The organism is Vibrio sp. Y42_MX_L11 (genome assembly GCF_024181785.1).
Lineage (GTDB): Bacteria > Pseudomonadota > Gammaproteobacteria > Enterobacterales > Vibrionaceae > Vibrio > Vibrio diabolicus.
In genome coordinates this window covers 71,538-88,817 of the sequence record NZ_JAMZAP010000022.1, presented here as the reverse complement: position 1 = coordinate 88,817, position 17,280 = coordinate 71,538, and the positions used below count along the sequence as shown (strand labels likewise).

Genomic DNA, 17,280 nt, shown 5'->3' with positions numbered 1-17,280 from the left:
CACTCGAATTTGGCGGCCAAAGCTTCATAACGGGTGTTCAAGAGCATCAGACTCGGCTGCTTAAGCTTCTTGGTGTTCTGTATGAAGCAGTTTATTCCTAAATTGGCTGCGGAATGACGGTCACAAACTACAGCAGAAACTTTATTCCAAATTGCTTAGATAAGCACATATTCGCTTTTGGAAAAGAAGGGCCTCGCCTCTAACAACTCTAGGCTATAGTTCCTGATGTCCAGATACAAAAAAAGCCTCGCAATTGCGAGGCTTTTTTGTATCTGGCGCGTCCTGGAGGATTCGAACCTCCGACCGCCTGGTTCGTAGCCAGGTACTCTATCCAGCTGAGCTAAGGACGCGCAGTTTTCGATATCAACTTTCATCAATATCAGGGCAATACCCTTTAATAAGTGGCGCGTCCTGGAGGATTCGAACCTCCGACCGCCTGGTTCGTAGCCAGGTACTCTATCCAGCTGAGCTAAGGACGCGCAAGTTTTCGATATCAACTTTCGTCAACATCAGGGCAATACCCTTGAATAAGTGGCGCGTCCTGGAGGATTCGAACCTCCGACCGCCTGGTTCGTAGCCAGGTACTCTATCCAGCTGAGCTAAGGACGCGCAAGTTTTCGATATCAACTTTCATCAATATCAGGGCATTACCCTTCAATAAGTGGCGCGTCCTGGAGGATTCGAACCTCCGACCGCCTGGTTCGTAGCCAGGTACTCTATCCAGCTGAGCTAAGGACGCGCAATAATCTTATTTTACTTTGTATAACCCGTTTATCAAACGAATTATTAAATAGTGGCGCGTCCTGGAGGATTCGAACCTCCGACCGCCTGGTTCGTAGCCAGGTACTCTATCCAGCTGAGCTAAGGACGCGCAGTTCTTCTTGCTAGGAAGTTGTGAAGCAAATCACATTCATTTCTTACGAAACAAAAAAAAGGCCATCGGGCCAGTCAATGAATGGCGGTGAAGGAGGGATTCGAACCCTCGATACGGGATAAACCGTATACTCCCTTAGCAGGGGAGCGCCTTCAGCCTCTCGGCCACCTCACCGTTTTCATTGTTATATCTCAGAAGAGATATGGCGCGTCCTGGAGGATTCGAACCTCCGACCGCCTGGTTCGTAGCCAGGTACTCTATCCAGCTGAGCTAAGGACGCACTTTTTGTTGATTTCTCAACGTTGCAAGAATGGCGGTGAGGGAGGGATTCGAACCCTCGATACGGGATAAACCGTATACTCCCTTAGCAGGGGAGCGCCTTCAGCCTCTCGGCCACCTCACCGTCTTGCGGAGGCACATATTACGTTTTACCGAAAATATGTCAAACACTTTCTTTGAAAAAATCCACGAAACTAACTTAACCGTTGCTGATTTAATCAAAGTGACTATTAAACGAACTTTACCACTCTATTATGATGAAAAAAAGAGAGTCTTCTCTGAAAAAAAGACATTTATTTTCAAACAACTTCCTGGTGTTCGATTCAACAATATTGACGGATTCACGGCCACACTCAACACAATGGTTTCCGCAAATCTTCAAAAACATTAAAGACTAAAAAGGCCAACCCTTCGGTTAGCCTTTTTCATTCAAACTAAGCTCTGTAAACAGGAGCGACTTAGTAGTTACCTGAAGCAACGTTGCCATTGCCTTTTTCAGCTTGAATGCGCATGTAGATTTCTTCACGGTGAACTGAAACCTCTTTCGGAGCGTTAACGCCGATACGTACTTGGTTACCTTTCACACCTAGTACAGTTACAGTCACTTCATCACCAATCATCAGTGTTTCGCCTACGCGGCGAGTCAAAATTAGCATTCTTTGCTCCTTGAGTAATCTCTAAATTTTCTTGCTACAAAGCTATTATCCAACAAAAGTTATATTTTCGTAAACTACCTTGTTAGCGAAAATCAGCCTAAAAAGGCATGTTTTTGTTGAATGTTTAATGCTTCACTAGACGTAATGTAAGCATCATGCAGAATGTTTGCTGCTGTATCCACACATTCGGGTGCTAAAACTAGCATCATAGTGAGTGCATTCGTTGCGCTGAAATTGATCTCAATATCTCGCTTTGCCAACAAATCGCATGCGTGCTCTACCATTCCATTGGCCTCAAGCCCCACTGCGGTCAACAGGCTTACCACTTCACTATTACGGATTTTGTCGCTGAACACCAGATCGAACTTGGCACATGCATCTTGTTTTATCATGATACCTGCCCGTTCTGCTTCCTCGATCACATTCCAAATGTCTATACCCAGCATCTGACATTGTTTTGTAGCACTAGATAAATGTTCTTTATCGACTTCGATAATGGCAAGGTCACGTTGAATGGCTATACCAGAGACGGCTTGATTGCCTGACTCCCCCTTTACCAAACTGCCTTCATTAACATCAAATGTCGAAAGCACGCGTAGTGGCACATTATTCTTCCATGCAAATTGCACTGAAGGTAAATGTAATACTTTTGCGCCTCGGCTTGCCATCGCTTCCATTGAAGGAAAATCGATAACCGCCAATTTGCGCGCATTTTTCACTACACGTGGGTCACAAGTATAAATACCATCAACGTCGGTAAAGATTTGACACTCGTCAGCGCGCAATGCGCCCGCCAGTGCCACAGCGCTCGTATCTGAGCCACCTCGACCTAATGTGGTGATATCCCCGTTCTCATTCACACCTTGAAAGCCCGCAACAATCACGATTTGGTCTTGCTCAAGCAATCCCATAATTGTCGTGGTATCAATGTGTTTAATCGTTGCGTCATTGTGTTGATTATCCGTCACAATATTCGCCTGTGCTCCGGTAAGCGAGCGCGCAGCATGACCCATTTTATTCAAAGTCATGGCTAACAGTGCCATTGACACTTGCTCACCAGCAGAGAGCAAAACATCAAGTTCTCGAGCTGTAGGTACGCTATCTATCTGTTTAGCGAGATCCATCAGTCTGTTTGTTTCGCCTGACATTGCAGACACGACAACAACAACTTGATTGCCATCATTTTTCGCCTTAATGATGTGTTCAGCGACTTGGTGGATTCTTTCAATTGAACCCACAGAGGTTCCGCCAAACTTTTGCACGATAAGGGGCTTTTTCACCAGTCTTCACCTTCCCAAGACCGAAGTCTCTTTAGAACTGCTTACATCTTAAATATTTCCTTTGAGAAAAATTATATAAGCAGTAGTTACAACAAAAACCAAGCAGCTTAAATGACTCGGTTAACTTTTGGTCAATTAAACCACTTGGTTGCTAAAAAAAATTACGCTCAATCAAAGAAACTTGATTGAGCGTAATTTTATTAGTTAAGAGCTTATAAACGCTCTTCTAGCCAAGGCTGAACTGTTTTGATTGCCTCTGGTAGTGCTGAAACATCAGTACCACCGGCTTGAGCCATGTCTGGACGACCACCGCCCTTACCACCGACTTGCTCTGCAACCATTTTAACCAGATCACCTGCTTTTACTTTACCAGTGAGATCTTTAGTCACACCAGCAATCAAGCCAACCTTGTCACCCGTTACGTTTGCAAGCAGTACAACACCAGAACCCATTTGATTCTTGATGTCATCAACCATGGTGCGTAGGTTCTTGCTATCAGCACCTTCAAGGGCCGCAACTAGAACTTTTGTGCCATTTACTTCAACCGCTTTGCCCATGATGTTAGCGCTTTCTGCGGCTGCCATCTTATCTTTTAGCTTCTGCACTTCTTTCTCTAGTGCTTTTGCTTTCTGTGCAGATTCTGCCAGTTTCTCTTCGTACTTCGCATTTTGAGCTTCAATGGCGTCTAATGCAGCTTCGCCTGTTACCGCTTCAATACGACGAATACCGGCTGCAATACCGCTTTCTGATGTGATTTTGAATAGACCAATATCACCCGTGCTTGATGCGTGAATACCACCACAAAGCTCAGTAGAGAAGTCGCCCATAGACAACACGCGAACTTCGTCATCGTACTTCTCACCAAACAATGCCATTGCGCCTTTCTTCTTAGCAGACTCAATGTCCATCACATTGGTTTCAATCGTGTGGTTACGACGAATTTGTGCGTTTACTAGACGCTCAACTTCTTTCAGCTCTGCTGCGGTTACGGCTTCTAGATGCGAGAAGTCGAAACGTAGGTTGTCTGCCTTCACCAATGAGCCTTTCTGAGTTACGTGCTCACCAAGAACTTGGCGTAGTGCTGCGTGTAGCAAGTGCGTCGCTGAGTGGTTAAGAGAGATAGCTGCGCGACGCTCTGCGTCAACGATGGTTGCCACTTCGTCACCTTTCGCTAGCACGCCTTCTGCCATTACACCGTGGTGTGCGATTGCGTTACCGAGTTTTTGAGTGTCTTCAACGCGGAATACACCAGACTCAGTACGGATTTCACCCGCGTCACCACACTGACCGCCTGACTCTGCGTAGAATGGCGTTTCACCAAGCACGATGATGGCTTTATCGCCTGCAGATAGTGAATCTACTTCGTTGCCCTCAACAAACATCGCTGCGACTGAGCTAGAACCTTTAGTACCTGTGTAACCACAGAACTCTGTTTGCGTATCAACTTTGATTGCTGCGTTGTAATCTGTACCGAATTGACCAGCTTCACGCGCACGTTGACGCTGCTCTTCCATCGCTTTTTCGAAACCCTCTTCGTCGATCGCGAACTCACGCTCACGTGCAACGTCGTTAGTGAGGTCTGCTGGGAAGCCGTAAGTATCGTAAAGCTTGAATACCGTTTCGCCGTCTAGCACTTTGCCATCTAGGTTATCTAATGCTTCGTTAAGAATTACCATACCGCGCTCAAGTGTACGACCGAAGTTTTCTTCTTCGATACGCAGTACTTTTTCAACCACTGCTTGTTGACGCTTCAGCTCTTCGCCTGCTGTGCCCATCACTTCTGCTAATACGCCAACAAGCTTATAGAAGAATGCACCTTGTGCACCTAGCTTGTTACCATGACGTACGGCACGACGAATGATACGACGTAGTACGTAACCACGACCTTCGTTTGAAGGCATCACACCATCAACAATCAAGAATGAACATGAACGGATGTGGTCAGCAATAACGCGTAGCGATTGGTTCGATAGATCTTCATAACCAATGACTTCAGCCGCTGCTTTGATAAGAGTTTGGAATACATCGATTTCGTAGTTTGAGTGAACGCCTTGCATGATTGCAGAGATACGCTCGATACCCATACCAGTATCTACCGATGGTTTTGGTAGCGGTTCCATAGTGCCGTCTGCGTGACGGTTGAACTGCATGAATACGTTGTTCCAGATCTCGATGAAACGGTCACCATCTTCTTCAGGCGTGCCAGGACGACCACCCCAGATGTGTTCACCGTGATCGTAGAAGATTTCAGTACATGGACCACAAGGACCAGTGTCGCCCATTTGCCAGAAGTTATCAGACTCGTAAGGCTTGCCACCTTCTTTGTCACCAATGCGAACGATACGATCAGCAGGCACGCCAACTTTTTTGTTCCAGATGTCGAATGCTTCGTCATCGGTTTCGTAAACGGTTACCAATAGACGATCCGCAGGCAGTTTAAGAACTTCGGTTAGGAATTCCCAAGCAAATGAAATCGCATCTTCTTTGAAATAGTCGCCAAAGCTGAAGTTGCCTAGCATTTCAAAGAATGTGTGGTGACGAGCGGTAAAGCCAACATTTTCCAGGTCGTTGTGTTTACCACCAGCACGTACACAACGTTGAGCCGTAGTCGCTCGAGTATAGGCTCGTTTTTCTAAGCCTAAGAAACAATCTTTAAATTGGTTCATGCCTGCGTTTGTGAACAGCAGGGTTGGGTCGTTATGTGGAACTAACGATGAACTTTCTACGATTTGGTGTCCTTTGCTTTCAAAGAACTTGAGGAACGCGTTACGAACCTCGTCAGTGCTCATGTACATGCAGCTCTTCCTGAAAATAGTCGAGTTAGAATTTTGCCGTATTGTAGATCATGCAAACAGCTGAGACTAGTTTTCTTGAGGAAAAGAGGGAGTAGAAGAAAAAATTTGAAGCAAAACAAAAATCAGCGCAATTGGATCAACGCTAATCTTGGTCTTCAAAGGCAAGCGCATAGCTAATTTGGTCGAAACTGTAGCCTCGGTATTGTAGAAAACGGACTTGTTTTGCGTATTCTTTTTGGTCCTTGGCTTTGACGCCTTTGAATTTCTTTTCTGCCGCCTGCTTAGCAAGTTCAAACCAGTCTTGTGGTTCTTCAACCATAGCTTGCTCAATCACCGATTCCGCAACACGTTTCTGGTTTAACTCTTGGCGAATTCGACGCTCTCCATGTCCTTTGTATACATGCTGCCGAATTTGGCTCTTCGCATAACGTAAATCATCTAAATAGTTATGGTCTAAGCAAAAATTAATCGCGATTTCAATGTCTGATGCTTCATAGCCTTTCATCGACAGTTTTTGGTACAGCTCATACTGACCATGATCGCGACGGCTAAGCAGTTGGATAGCCGCCTCTTTGCTCGATAATGTTGGTGTCTGGCGCTTTTGGTACATGGTGATCCTAAAGGTATTTTTGCTGTACAGACTCTCAATGGCCTTTGTGATGATTCGATTTTTGATGTCAATAGATACAACAAAGCCCCGCATTGCAGGGCTTTATCACTTTTTAATCTGTGAAGGGATTAAAACTCTTCAGCTTGCTCAGGCGCCTCGCCTGCTTCAGGAGCTTCCGCAAGGGCTGGCGCTAACAACATTTCACGCAATTTAGTATCGATGGTTTTAGCCACTTCAGGATGCTCACGTAGGTAGTTGCACGCGTTCGCTTTACCTTGACCAATCTTATCGCCTTGGTAGCTGTACCAAGCACCAGCTTTTTCAACCAGTTTGTGCTTCACGCCTAGATCTACTAGTTCACCTTCGCGGTTAAAGCCTTGACCGTACATGATTTGCGTATTGGCTTCTTTAAACGGTGCAGCAATCTTGTTCTTAACCACTTTGATGCGAGTTTCGTTACCAACGACTTCGTCACCTTCTTTGATTGCGCCAGTACGACGAATATCAAGACGAACAGAAGCGTAGAATTTAAGTGCGTTACCACCTGTGGTCGTTTCTGGGTTACCGAACATCACACCAATCTTCATACGGATTTGGTTGATGAAGATACACATACAGTTAGACTGTTTTAGGTTACCTGTTAGCTTACGCATCGCTTGAGAAAGCATACGAGCCTGTAGACCCATGTGGCTGTCGCCCATTTCGCCTTCAATTTCTGCTTTTGGTGTTAGCGCCGCAACTGAGTCAACAACCATTACATCGATAGCGCCAGAGCGAGCTAGCGCATCACAAATCTCCAGTGCTTGCTCACCAGTGTCTGGCTGAGAAACCAAGAGCGCATCGATATCAACACCAAGTTTCTTCGCGTAGACAGGGTCCAAAGCGTGCTCTGCATCAATAAACGCACAAGTTTTACCTTCACGTTGCGCAGCAGCGATAAGCTCAAGCGTTAGTGTTGTTTTACCTGAAGATTCTGGACCGTAGACTTCTACGATACGCCCCATTGGCAGACCACCAGCACCCAAAGCGATATCAAGAGAAAGAGAGCCTGTTGAAATCGTTTCTACGTCCATTGCGCGGTTATCACCAAGGCGCATGATAGAGCCTTTACCGAATTGCTTTTCAATTTGACCTAGCGCAGCGGCGAGCGCTTTCTGTTTGTTCTCGTCCATTACTTTCTCCGATTTATTCATCTTCTTTGGGCGACGAATAGTAATTCATTTTTCTTAAGCAGCTAACCTGCTCAGCAATGAAAGCTATTATACTGTTGATTCATACAGTGTCTATACCTGTATAGAAAAAATTTAGTTCACGGCTTCTAAGGATTTGCTCCAGCCCTTATCAATTCTGGGCTAAGACAGTGTAAGAAATTCTAAATTAAATGTTGATGCAATCGAGTCAATGCATGCATCACCGCTTGTTGACGAACTTCCGCCCTGTCACCAGAAAAATGCATGGTCTCAACAAAGAGCCAGTCGTGCTTATCCGCAAAAGCAAAGCAGACGGTTCCAACCGGCTTTTCATCAGTGCCTCCCCCCGGTCCAGCAACACCACTGATGGAAACCCCAATAGTGGCATTCGAGTGTTGAAGCGCACCTTGCACCATTTCAATCACAACAGGCTCACTCACGGCACCATGTTCCTCTAAGGTTTCCACTCTCACACCCAGCATTTCCATTTTGGCTTCGTTGCTGTAAGTGACAAAAGCTCTATCTAACCAACCTGAGCTGCCTGCAATATCTGTAATAGCGGTCGCAACACCGCCACCCGTGCACGATTCTGCCGTCGTTAAAACATGACCATACTTTGCCAATAATGCGCCTAAATCTGCGCTCAATTTTGTTGCTTTTTCCATAGCCAAAATGCCCTTTGTCTCTTTTTACTTGATAGGGATTCACGTATCCTAAGCCGCTACGGAAATAAACAAAAGAACTTACCTGTGAAAGCTGAACAAAAACACACTCCGATGATGCAGCAATACCTCAAGCTAAAAGCTGAGAACCCTGAGATTTTGCTGTTCTACCGCATGGGCGATTTCTACGAACTCTTTTACGATGATGCAAAGCGAGCGTCCCAACTGCTTGATATTTCGCTAACTAAGCGCGGTTCGTCAGCTGGAGAGCCTATTCCTATGGCGGGAGTGCCATTTCACGCAGTAGAAGGCTATCTAGCAAAACTTGTTCAGCTTGGTGAATCAGTCGCAATCTGCGAACAAATTGGCGATCCAGCCACCAGCAAAGGTCCGGTAGAACGTAAAGTTGTACGTATCGTGACACCAGGTACTGTGACGGATGAAGCACTGCTTTCTGAGCGTGTCGATAACTTAATCGCAGCCATTTACCATCACAACGGTAAGTTCGGTTATGCGACGCTGGATGTCACTTCTGGTCGCTTCCAACTGACAGAACCAGAAACCGAAGAAGCGATGACAGCCGAGCTTCAGCGTACCGCACCACGTGAGCTACTATTCCCAGAAGATTTTGAACCTGTACATTTAATGGCGAGCCGCAATGGTAACCGTCGTCGCCCAGTATGGGAGTTTGAGCTTGATACGGCTAAGCAACAACTCAATCAACAGTTTGGCACCAAAGATCTGGTTGGTTTTGGCGTAGAACATGCATCCCTAGGGTTATGTGCTGCTGGTTGTTTGATCCAGTATGTGAAAGATACACAACGTACGGCTTTACCTCATATTCGCTCTTTAACGTTTGATCATCAGGACCAATCCGTCATTCTTGATGCCGCTACCCGACGCAACCTGGAAATTACTCAAAATCTAGCAGGCGGAACCGATAACACGCTAGCTGCGGTACTCGACCATTGTGCGACGCCGATGGGTAGCCGAATGCTGAAGCGTTGGTTACATCAGCCTATGCGTTGCATTGAAACGTTAAACAATCGTCTTGATGCGATTGGTGAGATTAAAGAACAAGCGCTGTTTGCCGATCTTCAACCAACGTTAAAACAAATTGGTGATATTGAACGTATCTTAGCACGCCTTGCACTACGCTCTGCTCGCCCTCGCGATATGGCTAGACTTCGCAATGCCATGCAGCAGCTACCAGAGCTAGAATCTGTAACCGCTTCTTTGACCCATCCATACCTAGCAAAACTGGCGCAATACGCAGCTCCGATTGACGAAGTATGTGATCTGTTAGAGCGTGCAATTAAAGAAAATCCGCCAGTTGTTATTCGTGATGGTGGTGTGATCGCAGAAGGCTATAATGCCGAGCTCGATGAATGGCGCAAATTAGCAGACGGTGCAACAGAATACCTTGAGCAGCTTGAGCGAGATGAGCGTGAACGACACGGCATCGATACGCTTAAAGTCGGCTACAACAACGTACATGGCTTCTTTATTCAAGTGAGCCGTGGCCAGAGCCATTTGGTTCCACCGCACTATGTGCGTCGCCAAACACTCAAAAATGCCGAACGCTATATCATCCCAGAGCTCAAAGAGCACGAAGACAAAGTACTTAATTCGAAATCGAAAGCGCTGGCACTTGAAAAGCAGCTGTGGGAAGAACTGTTTGATCTATTGATGCCAAACTTGGAGAAGCTGCAGAATTTAGCTTCTGCTCTGTCTCAACTGGATGTACTACAAAACCTAGCAGAACGTGCAGATTCCTTGGATTACTGCCGACCAACGCTTGTGAAAGACGCTGGCATTCACATTCAAGCGGGTCGTCACCCAGTCGTAGAGCAAGTAACAACAGAACCGTTCATTGCTAACCCAATAGAGCTTAACCCAGCTCGTAAGATGTTGATCATCACCGGTCCAAACATGGGTGGTAAATCCACCTACATGCGTCAAACTGCGCTGATTGCATTGATGGCACATATCGGCTCTTATGTACCTGCAGAATCTGCACAAATTGGTTCTTTAGATCGTATATTTACTCGTATTGGTGCGTCAGATGATCTTGCATCTGGTCGTTCGACCTTCATGGTAGAAATGACGGAAACCGCTAATATTCTGCACAATGCGACTAAAAACAGTTTAGTGCTAATGGATGAAATCGGTCGTGGTACCAGTACTTACGATGGCCTCTCTTTAGCTTGGGCAAGTGCGGAATGGCTCGCAACACAAATTGGTGCGATGACACTATTTGCAACTCACTACTTCGAATTGACAGAGTTGCCAAACCAACTGCCAAACTTAGCGAACGTTCACTTGGATGCGGTAGAGCATGGAGACAGCATTGCCTTTATGCACGCAGTTCAAGAAGGTGCGGCAAGTAAGTCTTACGGCCTAGCTGTTGCGGGCTTAGCCGGCGTACCCAAAACGGTCATCAAAAATGCGCGTAACAAGCTATCTCAGCTAGAGCAACTAGGGCAAAACAGTGACGCACCACGTCCAAGTGCAGTAGATGTGGCTAACCAATTGAGTCTAATTCCAGAACCTAGCGAGATCGAACAAGCCTTATCTGGTATTGATCCTGATGATTTGACTCCACGCCAAGCACTTGAAGAGTTGTATCGTTTGAAGAAGATGCTTTAAATCGATTCACGTAAGTGAGCACAAAAGAAAAAAGGCTATGGATAACCATAGCCTTTTGCATATCTACTGAAGTACGGATTATTTAATCATCTTCGACGTTAAATAAGTTTTCCATATTCAAACCTTGCTTGATTAAAACCTCACGAAGACGACGTAAACCTTCTACTTGGATTTGACGTACACGCTCACGTGTCAAACCAATCTCTCGACCAACTTCTTCAAGCGTCGAAGGCTCATAGCCTAGAAGACCAAAACGTCGTGCAAGTACTTCTTTTTGTTTTGGATTCAACTCTTCTAACCAATGAATCAGCGATGATTTGATATCGTCATCTTGAGTCGAGACTTCTGGATCGGAGTTGTTTGCGTCGGGAATAATATCCAACAGCGCTTTTTCACCGTCACCACCGATTGGTGTGTCGACAGAACTGATACGCTCATTGAGACGTAGCATTTTGCTTACATCTTCGACTGGAATATCTAACTGAGCAGCAATTTCTTCTGCGGTAGGTTCGTGATCGAGCTTCTGAGAAAGTTCACGCGCAGTACGCAGATAAATGTTCAGCTCTTTCACGACATGAATAGGTAGACGGATCGTACGAGTTTGGTTCATCAACGCACGTTCGATCGTTTGTCGGATCCACCAAGTCGCATAAGTAGAGAAGCGGAAACCACGCTCAGGATCGAACTTCTCGACCGCACGGATCAAACCAAGGTTACCTTCTTCAATCAGATCGAGTAGTGCTAGGCCGCGATTACTATATCGACGAGAGATCTTGACCACCAAACGTAGGTTACTTTCGATCATACGTTTACGTGCCGCTTCGTCGCCACGCAGAGCTCGTCGAGCATAAAGCACTTCTTCTTCGGCAGTAAGTAGAGGTGAGAAGCCAATTTCACCTAGATACAACTGAGTTGCGTCTAAGCTTTTACTGCTCGCGTCAAATTCTTCACGCGCAGCCGTTTTGCTTTCTGTGGATGATGATTTTTCGAGTTCGTTATCAATGGTCTTCACTGACGCATTGTCAAATGCAAACTCTTCAACTTTGGTTACTGTGTTGCTGATACTCATAACGCCTCCCCCTGGCGAGTTAGCAAGACATGACAACTCAATATGTCGCTAAATGATGTCGCAAGTTGTTTTTCAAAGTTTTAAGGCAAATAGCGTTTTGGATTCACCGATTTACCTTGATAGCGAATTTCAAAGTGTAGCTTGACTGATTTTGCACCTGAACTACCCATGGTGGCGATTTTCTGTCCGCTTTTTACACTTTGTCCTTCTGATACCAGCAGTTTGTCATTATGTGCATAGGCGCTTAAATAATTGTCGTTATGCTTTACTATAATTAAGTTGCCATAACCTCGTAGCGCATTGCCTGAATAAACAACAGTGCCGGCTGCGGTTGAAACGATAGGTTGACCACGCTGTCCTGCGATGTCGATACCTTTATTTCCCTGTTCTCCCGCCGAAAAGTTCTTGATTACTCTCCCTTTTGTTGGCCACAACCACTTAGAAACTTTATCACTCTTCGCCGTGGTAACTGGCGCTTTTTGCTTCACTTTTTGGTTATCTTTTGAACCAACATACTCCTTTGTTTTCGATTGTTCAACCTTCTTTGGAGGCTGTTTTTGTACGACTTTAGGCTTAGTCTCTGTAGGTTTTTGACTAGAGTTTTTACTTGAAGTTTTCGGTTTAGAGGTTGTTGATGTTTTCGTCACTGGGGCTGGTGGCGTCGTAACAACAGGAACCACAACGGGTTCAACTTTTTGGCCATATTTAGGGGCGACATATTTCGGAGCCCAAAGTTTTAGCCTCTGTCCAGGGTAGATGGTGTAAGGCTGAGTTAACTCATTGTAACGGACAAGATCATTTACATCTTTATCTGTGACATAAGCTATGAAGTAAAGTGTATCGCCTTTTTTTACCTCATAATAACTCCCTCTGTAACTTCCTCTTTCAAGGCTTGAATAGTCTTTCTTTAAGCTAGAGACAGGTGCAGGAGAATGCGCTGCACAACCAACTAGTCCTGCAGCAAACACAAAGCTAATACCAATATGACGTAATAACTTACTCACCTATCCCTAACCCTTAAGCTAAATCACCCGCAACCAGAGGTACAAATCGAACCATTTCCACAACAGTAGAGAGATATTCATCTCCCTTACGTTCAATTTTTAGTAACTGTTGCTCCTTATCTCCAACAGGAATCACCATCTTACCGCCATCTTTTAATTGTGCGAGAAGTGCTTGGGGGATCACTTCTGCAGCTGCAGTAACAATGATGGCATCGAAAGGACCACGAGCTTCCCAGCCTTGCCACCCATCAGCATGCTTGGTTGAAACATTGTAGATATCCAATTGTTTCAGACGGCGTTTTGCTTCCCATTGCAACGATTTAATTCGCTCAACGGAGTATACATGGTCAACAATTTTCGCCAGTACTGCGGTTTGATAACCGGAACCCGTTCCGATTTCCAGTACGTGACTCGTTGGCTCTAGTTCGAGTAACTCGGTCATACGAGCAACAATATAAGGTTGAGAAATAGTTTGTCCCTGACCAATCGGTAACGCATTGTTATCGTAGGCTTGGTGCATCATCGCTTGAGAGACAAAGCTTTCTCGTGGTAAGCGTTGGATAGCATCCAGAACTCTTTGGTCTTTGATGCCACTGGAGATAAGAAACGCTATCAACCTGTCAGCATGTGGGTTACTCATTACTTCTCTTCCTTTAACCAACTATCCATTGCACGCAGCGACTCATGAGCAGTGAGATCAACTTGCAGAGGCGTCATTGAAACTCGACCATGTTCAATCGCATAAAAGTCAGTGCCCTCCCCCGCATCTTGCTCTTTTCCTGGAGGCCCTAGCCAATAAATATCATGACCTCTCGGATCTTTCTGCTTAATCATATTCTCTGCGTGATGACGCGCACCCAAACGCGTGACTTCGATTTCGCCCAGGTTTTCTACTGGTAAGTCAGGCACGTTTACGTTCAATAACCGATTCGTTGGAATCGGAGACGCTAAATGCTGTTGCACAATTTGACGTGCAATTTTTGCGGCAGATTCGAAATGACGCTTACCCACCAGCGAAAAAGCAACCGACTGAACACCAAGGAAATGCCCTTCCATTGCTGCAGCTACCGTTCCTGAGTAAAGAACGTCATCACCCAAATTTGCACCATGGTTGATGCCTGATAAAACAAGATCGGGCAAATCATCTTTCATCAGCTCATTCAGCGCGAAATGTACACAATCTGTAGGCGTTCCTTGCACTGAATAGATATTTGGGGCAATTTCAGTTACGCGTAATGGTTGCTCTAGTGTCAGTGAGTTCGAAGCACCTGAACGATTTCGGTCAGGTGCGACAATGGTCACTTCAGCGATATCTCGCAACTCATCAGCAAGTGCATGAATCCCTTGCGCATGTACGCCATCGTCGTTGCTGATTAAGACTCTTAGGGGCTTCGCGTTTAGTGAATCCTGTTCCATTAGTATTCTCTTTCTACTTCAACCTCATTAACTAACTCACGAACGATAGAGGTTGCAAAAGATCCCGCATCCAATGAGAAAGTCAGCGTAATGTTGTTACCTTCAACCGTCCAAGCTAAATCTTTTGGCTTCAGCGCAATATCGCGACGGTCATGGCGCATGCGATTACCACGAATCAGCGCCATGAGATCAGGCTCTTCATCTAAGAACGGTTGTTCTAAAGTAAGCGCATCCGCTTGAGTTGGAAGCGCATTATCGCCAGCAAGCGCAGCGGTAATTGCCACTTCACCAGCAGCAAATTGTGCTTGTAGATCTGCGATATTGCTTGCATCAACCAACTGAGTGCCAGAATTTGTCTGTGCAATATCACCATCGATGAATTTATCAAACACACCACTTTCTAGACGAGCAGAAACGATACGGTTGAAGATCCACGAACGCGCCGCTGATAAATACATGCTGCGCTTATTTTGATTACGGGTACGAACGTTTTCGCGTCCCCATCGACGTGCTTCTTCAAGGTTATTGCCATCATTGCCAAAACGCTGACTACCAAAGTAGTTTGGCACACCAACTTGTTTCACTTTTTCAAGGCGTTGCTCTATATCTTCAACGTCAGTCACTTCAGACAAAGTGACAACAAACTCGTTCCCTATTAAGTCTCCAGGACGCAGTTTTTTATTGTGACGATCTGTTGCAAGGATTTCGATACTTGGATATTGAGACAAAAACGCTGAAAAATCTGGCGTTTCACCTTTTGGTAAATGCACACTTAACCACTGTTCCGTCACCGCATGACGGTCTTTAAGACCCGCCCAGCTAACGTCTTTCGACTTAACACCACAGGCTTTTGCTAACTCGTTAGCAACGAAGCTGGTGTTCTCGCCCGTTTTACGGATACGAACCATTAGGTGCTCGCCTTCGCCCGTAAAGGCAAAACCTAAATCCTCACGAACCTGAAAATGTTCTGGTTGCGCTTTGATTTTTGCCGATGCAACAGGCTTACCCGTTAGATAAGCCAATGAAGATAAAATATCTGACATGATGTTTTTCCGCTGTTTACACAGCATTAGGGAGCAAATTGGTTAATTATTGCTTGAACAGAAGCACCACGGCTTCCGTTGCAATGCCTTCTTTGCGTCCAGTAAAACCGAGACGCTCTGTCGTCGTCGCTTTTACGTTAATGTTACTAATATCGGTTTCTAGGTCTTCTGCAATCGCCGCACACATCGCGTCAATATGAGGTGCCATCTTAGGTGCTTGTGCCATGATGGTGACATCGGCATTACCAAGGCGGTAGCCTTGCTCTTTGACACGACGATAAACGTCCTTCAACAATTCGCGGCTATTTGCCCCTTTCCATTTATCGTCGGTATCCGGGAAGTGACGACCAATATCACCCGCAGCAATCGCCCCGAGTAGCGCATCAGTCAAAGCATGAAGAGCAACATCACCATCTGAGTGGGCTACTAAGCCCTGCTCGTAAGGGATAGCAACACCACCGATAATGACCGGGCCTTCACCACCAAATTTATGCACGTCAAAACCATGACCAATTCGAATCATTTTTTATCCTTTCTTTTTTAGCCGCGCTCACGGCTCAGATAAAACTCGGCTAACGCGAGATCTTCTGGCTGAGTAATTTTTATGTTATTCGCATTACCCTGGACTAAAGCAGGCGTTTCGCCCAACCACTCTAAAGCCGATGCTTCATCCGTGATGGCTACGCCTTGTTCTAATGCGTCAGCCAGTGCTCGAGTTAGTTGTTGAGTTTTAAACATTTGTGGAGTTAATGCATGCCACAATGCTTCTCTCTCTACCGTATGACCGATATCTTGTGCTGCATTTGCTCGCTTCATTGTGTCTCTCACTGGAGATGCGAGGATGCCACCCGTTGGGTGAGCGCAGCAAACATCAATCAAACGGTCAATGTCGGATGTTAATACACATGGCCTCGCAGCGTCGTGGACCAATACCCACTCGCTTTCCAGATGTTCATTGACATAGTTTAGCCCTGAAAGTACGGAATCAGCGCGCTCTTTGCCACCCGCGACTTGAATTACATCAGGATGGTTCGCGATGGTTAACTCAGGGAAATAAGGGTCACCTTCGGTAATGGCGACAACCACTTTCGAAATTCGTGGGTGCGACAGCAACTTTTCTACAGTGTGTTCCAGCACCGCTTTTCCGTCGATCAATAAATATTGCTTAGGGCGGTCAGCCTTCATTCGACTACCGACACCGGCAGCAGGAACAATTGCGACATGCGATGAGTTCACATCCAACATTTTAATGATTTTCCTCACCTATAATGCGGTAGAAAGTCTCGCCATCTTTAACTAAACCAAGCTCATGACGCGCACGTTCTTCAATCGCATCAAGACCTTGCCTTAAGTCATCAATCTCAGCAAACATTTCATTATTGCGAGCTTGTAGCTTGCTGTTCACTTGTTGCTGAACTTCAATTTCATCTTTTACTGTGTAGTAGTCAGACACTCCGTTTTTACCAAACCATAGAGTGTATTGAAGCAAGCCAAACAGTAGCGTAAGGGCTATAACAAAGATTCGCATATCGCTGCTAACATTCTGTACCGGAAGGAATTAGATAAGGTGACATATATAGCATAAATGCGAGGTCGCCTCTAGGGGAGAAAGGGAGACTCACACGCTCCTTACAAGAAATAAGCAGCAAAATGAAACAAAGACATATGAAGCTATTCTTAGCACTCACCAAAGTAAGACCAAGAAATACAAGCCTATAGATACAAAAACACCCCGCAAAATCAGGGTATTTTC

Annotated in this window: 15 protein-coding genes and 8 tRNA genes; 1 reads left to right on the top strand and 22 read right to left on the bottom strand. The window is 45.6% G+C overall.

The features are described from left to right. Positions 1-273: 273 nt before the first annotated feature. The 14 genes from NL643_RS19230 to pncC all read right to left on the bottom strand — a co-directional run bounded on the left by NL643_RS19230 (position 274) and on the right by pncC (position 8,349). Positions 274-350 (bottom strand) — tRNA-Arg (locus NL643_RS19230). Between the two features lie 52 nt (positions 351-402). Beyond that, positions 403-479 (bottom strand) — tRNA-Arg (locus NL643_RS19225). A 53-nt stretch (positions 480-532) separates the two neighbouring features. After that, positions 533-609: transfer RNA gene (locus NL643_RS19220), tRNA-Arg, on the bottom strand. A gap of 53 nt (positions 610-662) precedes the next feature. Then, positions 663-739, bottom strand: a tRNA-Arg gene (locus NL643_RS19215). A 55-nt stretch (positions 740-794) separates the two neighbouring features. Then, positions 795-871 (bottom strand) — tRNA-Arg (locus NL643_RS19210). Between the two features lie 85 nt (positions 872-956). After that, positions 957-1,048, bottom strand: a tRNA-Ser gene (locus tag NL643_RS19205). Positions 1,049-1,077: 29 nt separating this feature from the next. Continuing rightward, positions 1,078-1,154, bottom strand: a tRNA-Arg gene (locus NL643_RS19200). A 31-nt stretch (positions 1,155-1,185) separates the two neighbouring features. Beyond that, positions 1,186-1,277 (bottom strand) — tRNA-Ser (locus NL643_RS19195). Between the two features lie 334 nt (positions 1,278-1,611). Further along, entirely contained in the window at positions 1,612-1,809 is a 198-nt protein-coding gene (csrA, locus tag NL643_RS19190) for a carbon storage regulator CsrA (RefSeq protein ID WP_004415691.1), read from the bottom strand. Between the two features lie 92 nt (positions 1,810-1,901). Next, entirely contained in the window at positions 1,902-3,089 is a 1,188-nt protein-coding gene (locus NL643_RS19185; RefSeq protein WP_005393869.1) for an aspartate kinase, read from the bottom strand. A gap of 212 nt (positions 3,090-3,301) precedes the next feature. Then, positions 3,302-5,884 (bottom strand): alanine--tRNA ligase, encoded by a 2,583-nt coding sequence (gene alaS, locus NL643_RS19180; protein WP_109169448.1) that lies wholly within the window; start codon positions 5,882-5,884, stop codon positions 3,302-3,304. 142 nt (positions 5,885-6,026) lie between these two features. Continuing rightward, positions 6,027-6,494, bottom strand: a complete 468-nt coding sequence (gene recX, locus NL643_RS19175; protein ID WP_253644991.1) for a recombination regulator RecX — start codon at positions 6,492-6,494, stop codon at positions 6,027-6,029. A 128-nt stretch (positions 6,495-6,622) separates the two neighbouring features. Beyond that, positions 6,623-7,666, bottom strand: a complete 1,044-nt coding sequence (gene recA, locus NL643_RS19170; protein WP_005393872.1) for a recombinase RecA — start codon at positions 7,664-7,666, stop codon at positions 6,623-6,625. A 200-nt stretch (positions 7,667-7,866) separates the two neighbouring features. Continuing rightward, positions 7,867-8,349, bottom strand: a complete 483-nt coding sequence (gene pncC, locus NL643_RS19165) for a nicotinamide-nucleotide amidase (protein ID WP_253644990.1) — start codon at positions 8,347-8,349, stop codon at positions 7,867-7,869. 84 nt (positions 8,350-8,433) lie between these two features. Between pncC and mutS the strand changes: the two genes are divergently transcribed. Next, on the top strand, positions 8,434-10,995 hold the full coding sequence (gene mutS, locus NL643_RS19160; protein ID WP_006743294.1) for a DNA mismatch repair protein MutS: 2,562 nt from the start codon (positions 8,434-8,436) through the stop codon (positions 10,993-10,995). A gap of 82 nt (positions 10,996-11,077) precedes the next feature. Here mutS and rpoS read toward each other — a convergent pair whose 3' ends face one another. The 8 genes from rpoS to ftsB all read right to left on the bottom strand — a co-directional run bounded on the left by rpoS (position 11,078) and on the right by ftsB (position 17,055). Beyond that, positions 11,078-12,064, bottom strand: coding sequence for an RNA polymerase sigma factor RpoS (rpoS, locus tag NL643_RS19155; protein WP_005393877.1), 987 nt, complete (start codon positions 12,062-12,064; stop codon positions 11,078-11,080). 80 nt (positions 12,065-12,144) lie between these two features. Next, positions 12,145-13,068: a peptidoglycan DD-metalloendopeptidase family protein gene (locus NL643_RS19150; protein ID WP_253644989.1), complete on the bottom strand. Its 924-nt coding sequence runs from the start codon at positions 13,066-13,068 to the stop codon at positions 12,145-12,147. A gap of 13 nt (positions 13,069-13,081) precedes the next feature. Continuing rightward, positions 13,082-13,708: a protein-L-isoaspartate(D-aspartate) O-methyltransferase gene (locus tag NL643_RS19145; protein WP_005393881.1), complete on the bottom strand. Its 627-nt coding sequence runs from the start codon at positions 13,706-13,708 to the stop codon at positions 13,082-13,084. Then, positions 13,708-14,484: a 5'/3'-nucleotidase SurE gene (gene surE, locus NL643_RS19140; RefSeq protein ID WP_253644988.1), complete on the bottom strand. Its 777-nt coding sequence runs from the start codon at positions 14,482-14,484 to the stop codon at positions 13,708-13,710. Before surE ends, NL643_RS19145 begins: the two co-directional genes overlap by 1 nt. Next, entirely contained in the window at positions 14,484-15,527 is a 1,044-nt protein-coding gene (truD, locus tag NL643_RS19135; protein ID WP_253644987.1) for a tRNA pseudouridine(13) synthase TruD, read from the bottom strand. Before truD ends, surE begins: the two co-directional genes overlap by 1 nt. Before the next feature lie 46 nt (positions 15,528-15,573). Beyond that, positions 15,574-16,050 (bottom strand): 2-C-methyl-D-erythritol 2,4-cyclodiphosphate synthase, encoded by a 477-nt coding sequence (gene ispF, locus NL643_RS19130; protein WP_005393886.1) that lies wholly within the window; start codon positions 16,048-16,050, stop codon positions 15,574-15,576. A gap of 17 nt (positions 16,051-16,067) precedes the next feature. Next, positions 16,068-16,772 (bottom strand): 2-C-methyl-D-erythritol 4-phosphate cytidylyltransferase, encoded by a 705-nt coding sequence (ispD, locus tag NL643_RS19125; protein WP_065646112.1) that lies wholly within the window; start codon positions 16,770-16,772, stop codon positions 16,068-16,070. A 1-nt stretch (position 16,773) separates the two neighbouring features. Further along, positions 16,774-17,055, bottom strand: a complete 282-nt coding sequence (gene ftsB / locus NL643_RS19120) for a cell division protein FtsB (RefSeq protein ID WP_005380907.1) — start codon at positions 17,053-17,055, stop codon at positions 16,774-16,776. Positions 17,056-17,280: the final 225 nt, after the last annotated feature.

Coding starts and splice junctions, on each gene's coding strand:
- csrA (WP_004415691.1), bottom strand. CDS start 1,809: ATGCTAATTTTGACTCGCCGCGTAGGCGAAACACTGATGATTGGTGAT.
- alaS (WP_109169448.1), bottom strand. CDS start 5,884: ATGTACATGAGCACTGACGAGGTTCGTAACGCGTTCCTCAAGTTCTTT.
- recX (WP_253644991.1), bottom strand. CDS start 6,494: ATGTACCAAAAGCGCCAGACACCAACATTATCGAGCAAAGAGGCGGCT.
- recA (WP_005393872.1), bottom strand. CDS start 7,666: ATGGACGAGAACAAACAGAAAGCGCTCGCCGCTGCGCTAGGTCAAATT.
- pncC (WP_253644990.1), bottom strand. CDS start 8,349: ATGGAAAAAGCAACAAAATTGAGCGCAGATTTAGGCGCATTATTGGCA.
- rpoS (WP_005393877.1), bottom strand. CDS start 12,064: ATGAGTATCAGCAACACAGTAACCAAAGTTGAAGAGTTTGCATTTGAC.
- NL643_RS19145 (WP_005393881.1), bottom strand. CDS start 13,708: ATGAGTAACCCACATGCTGACAGGTTGATAGCGTTTCTTATCTCCAGT.
- surE (WP_253644988.1), bottom strand. CDS start 14,484: ATGGAACAGGATTCACTAAACGCGAAGCCCCTAAGAGTCTTAATCAGC.
- truD (WP_253644987.1), bottom strand. CDS start 15,527: ATGTCAGATATTTTATCTTCATTGGCTTATCTAACGGGTAAGCCTGTT.
- ispF (WP_005393886.1), bottom strand. CDS start 16,050: ATGATTCGAATTGGTCATGGTTTTGACGTGCATAAATTTGGTGGTGAA.
- ispD (WP_065646112.1), bottom strand. CDS start 16,772: ATGTTGGATGTGAACTCATCGCATGTCGCAATTGTTCCTGCTGCCGGT.
- ftsB (WP_005380907.1), bottom strand. CDS start 17,055: ATGCGAATCTTTGTTATAGCCCTTACGCTACTGTTTGGCTTGCTTCAA.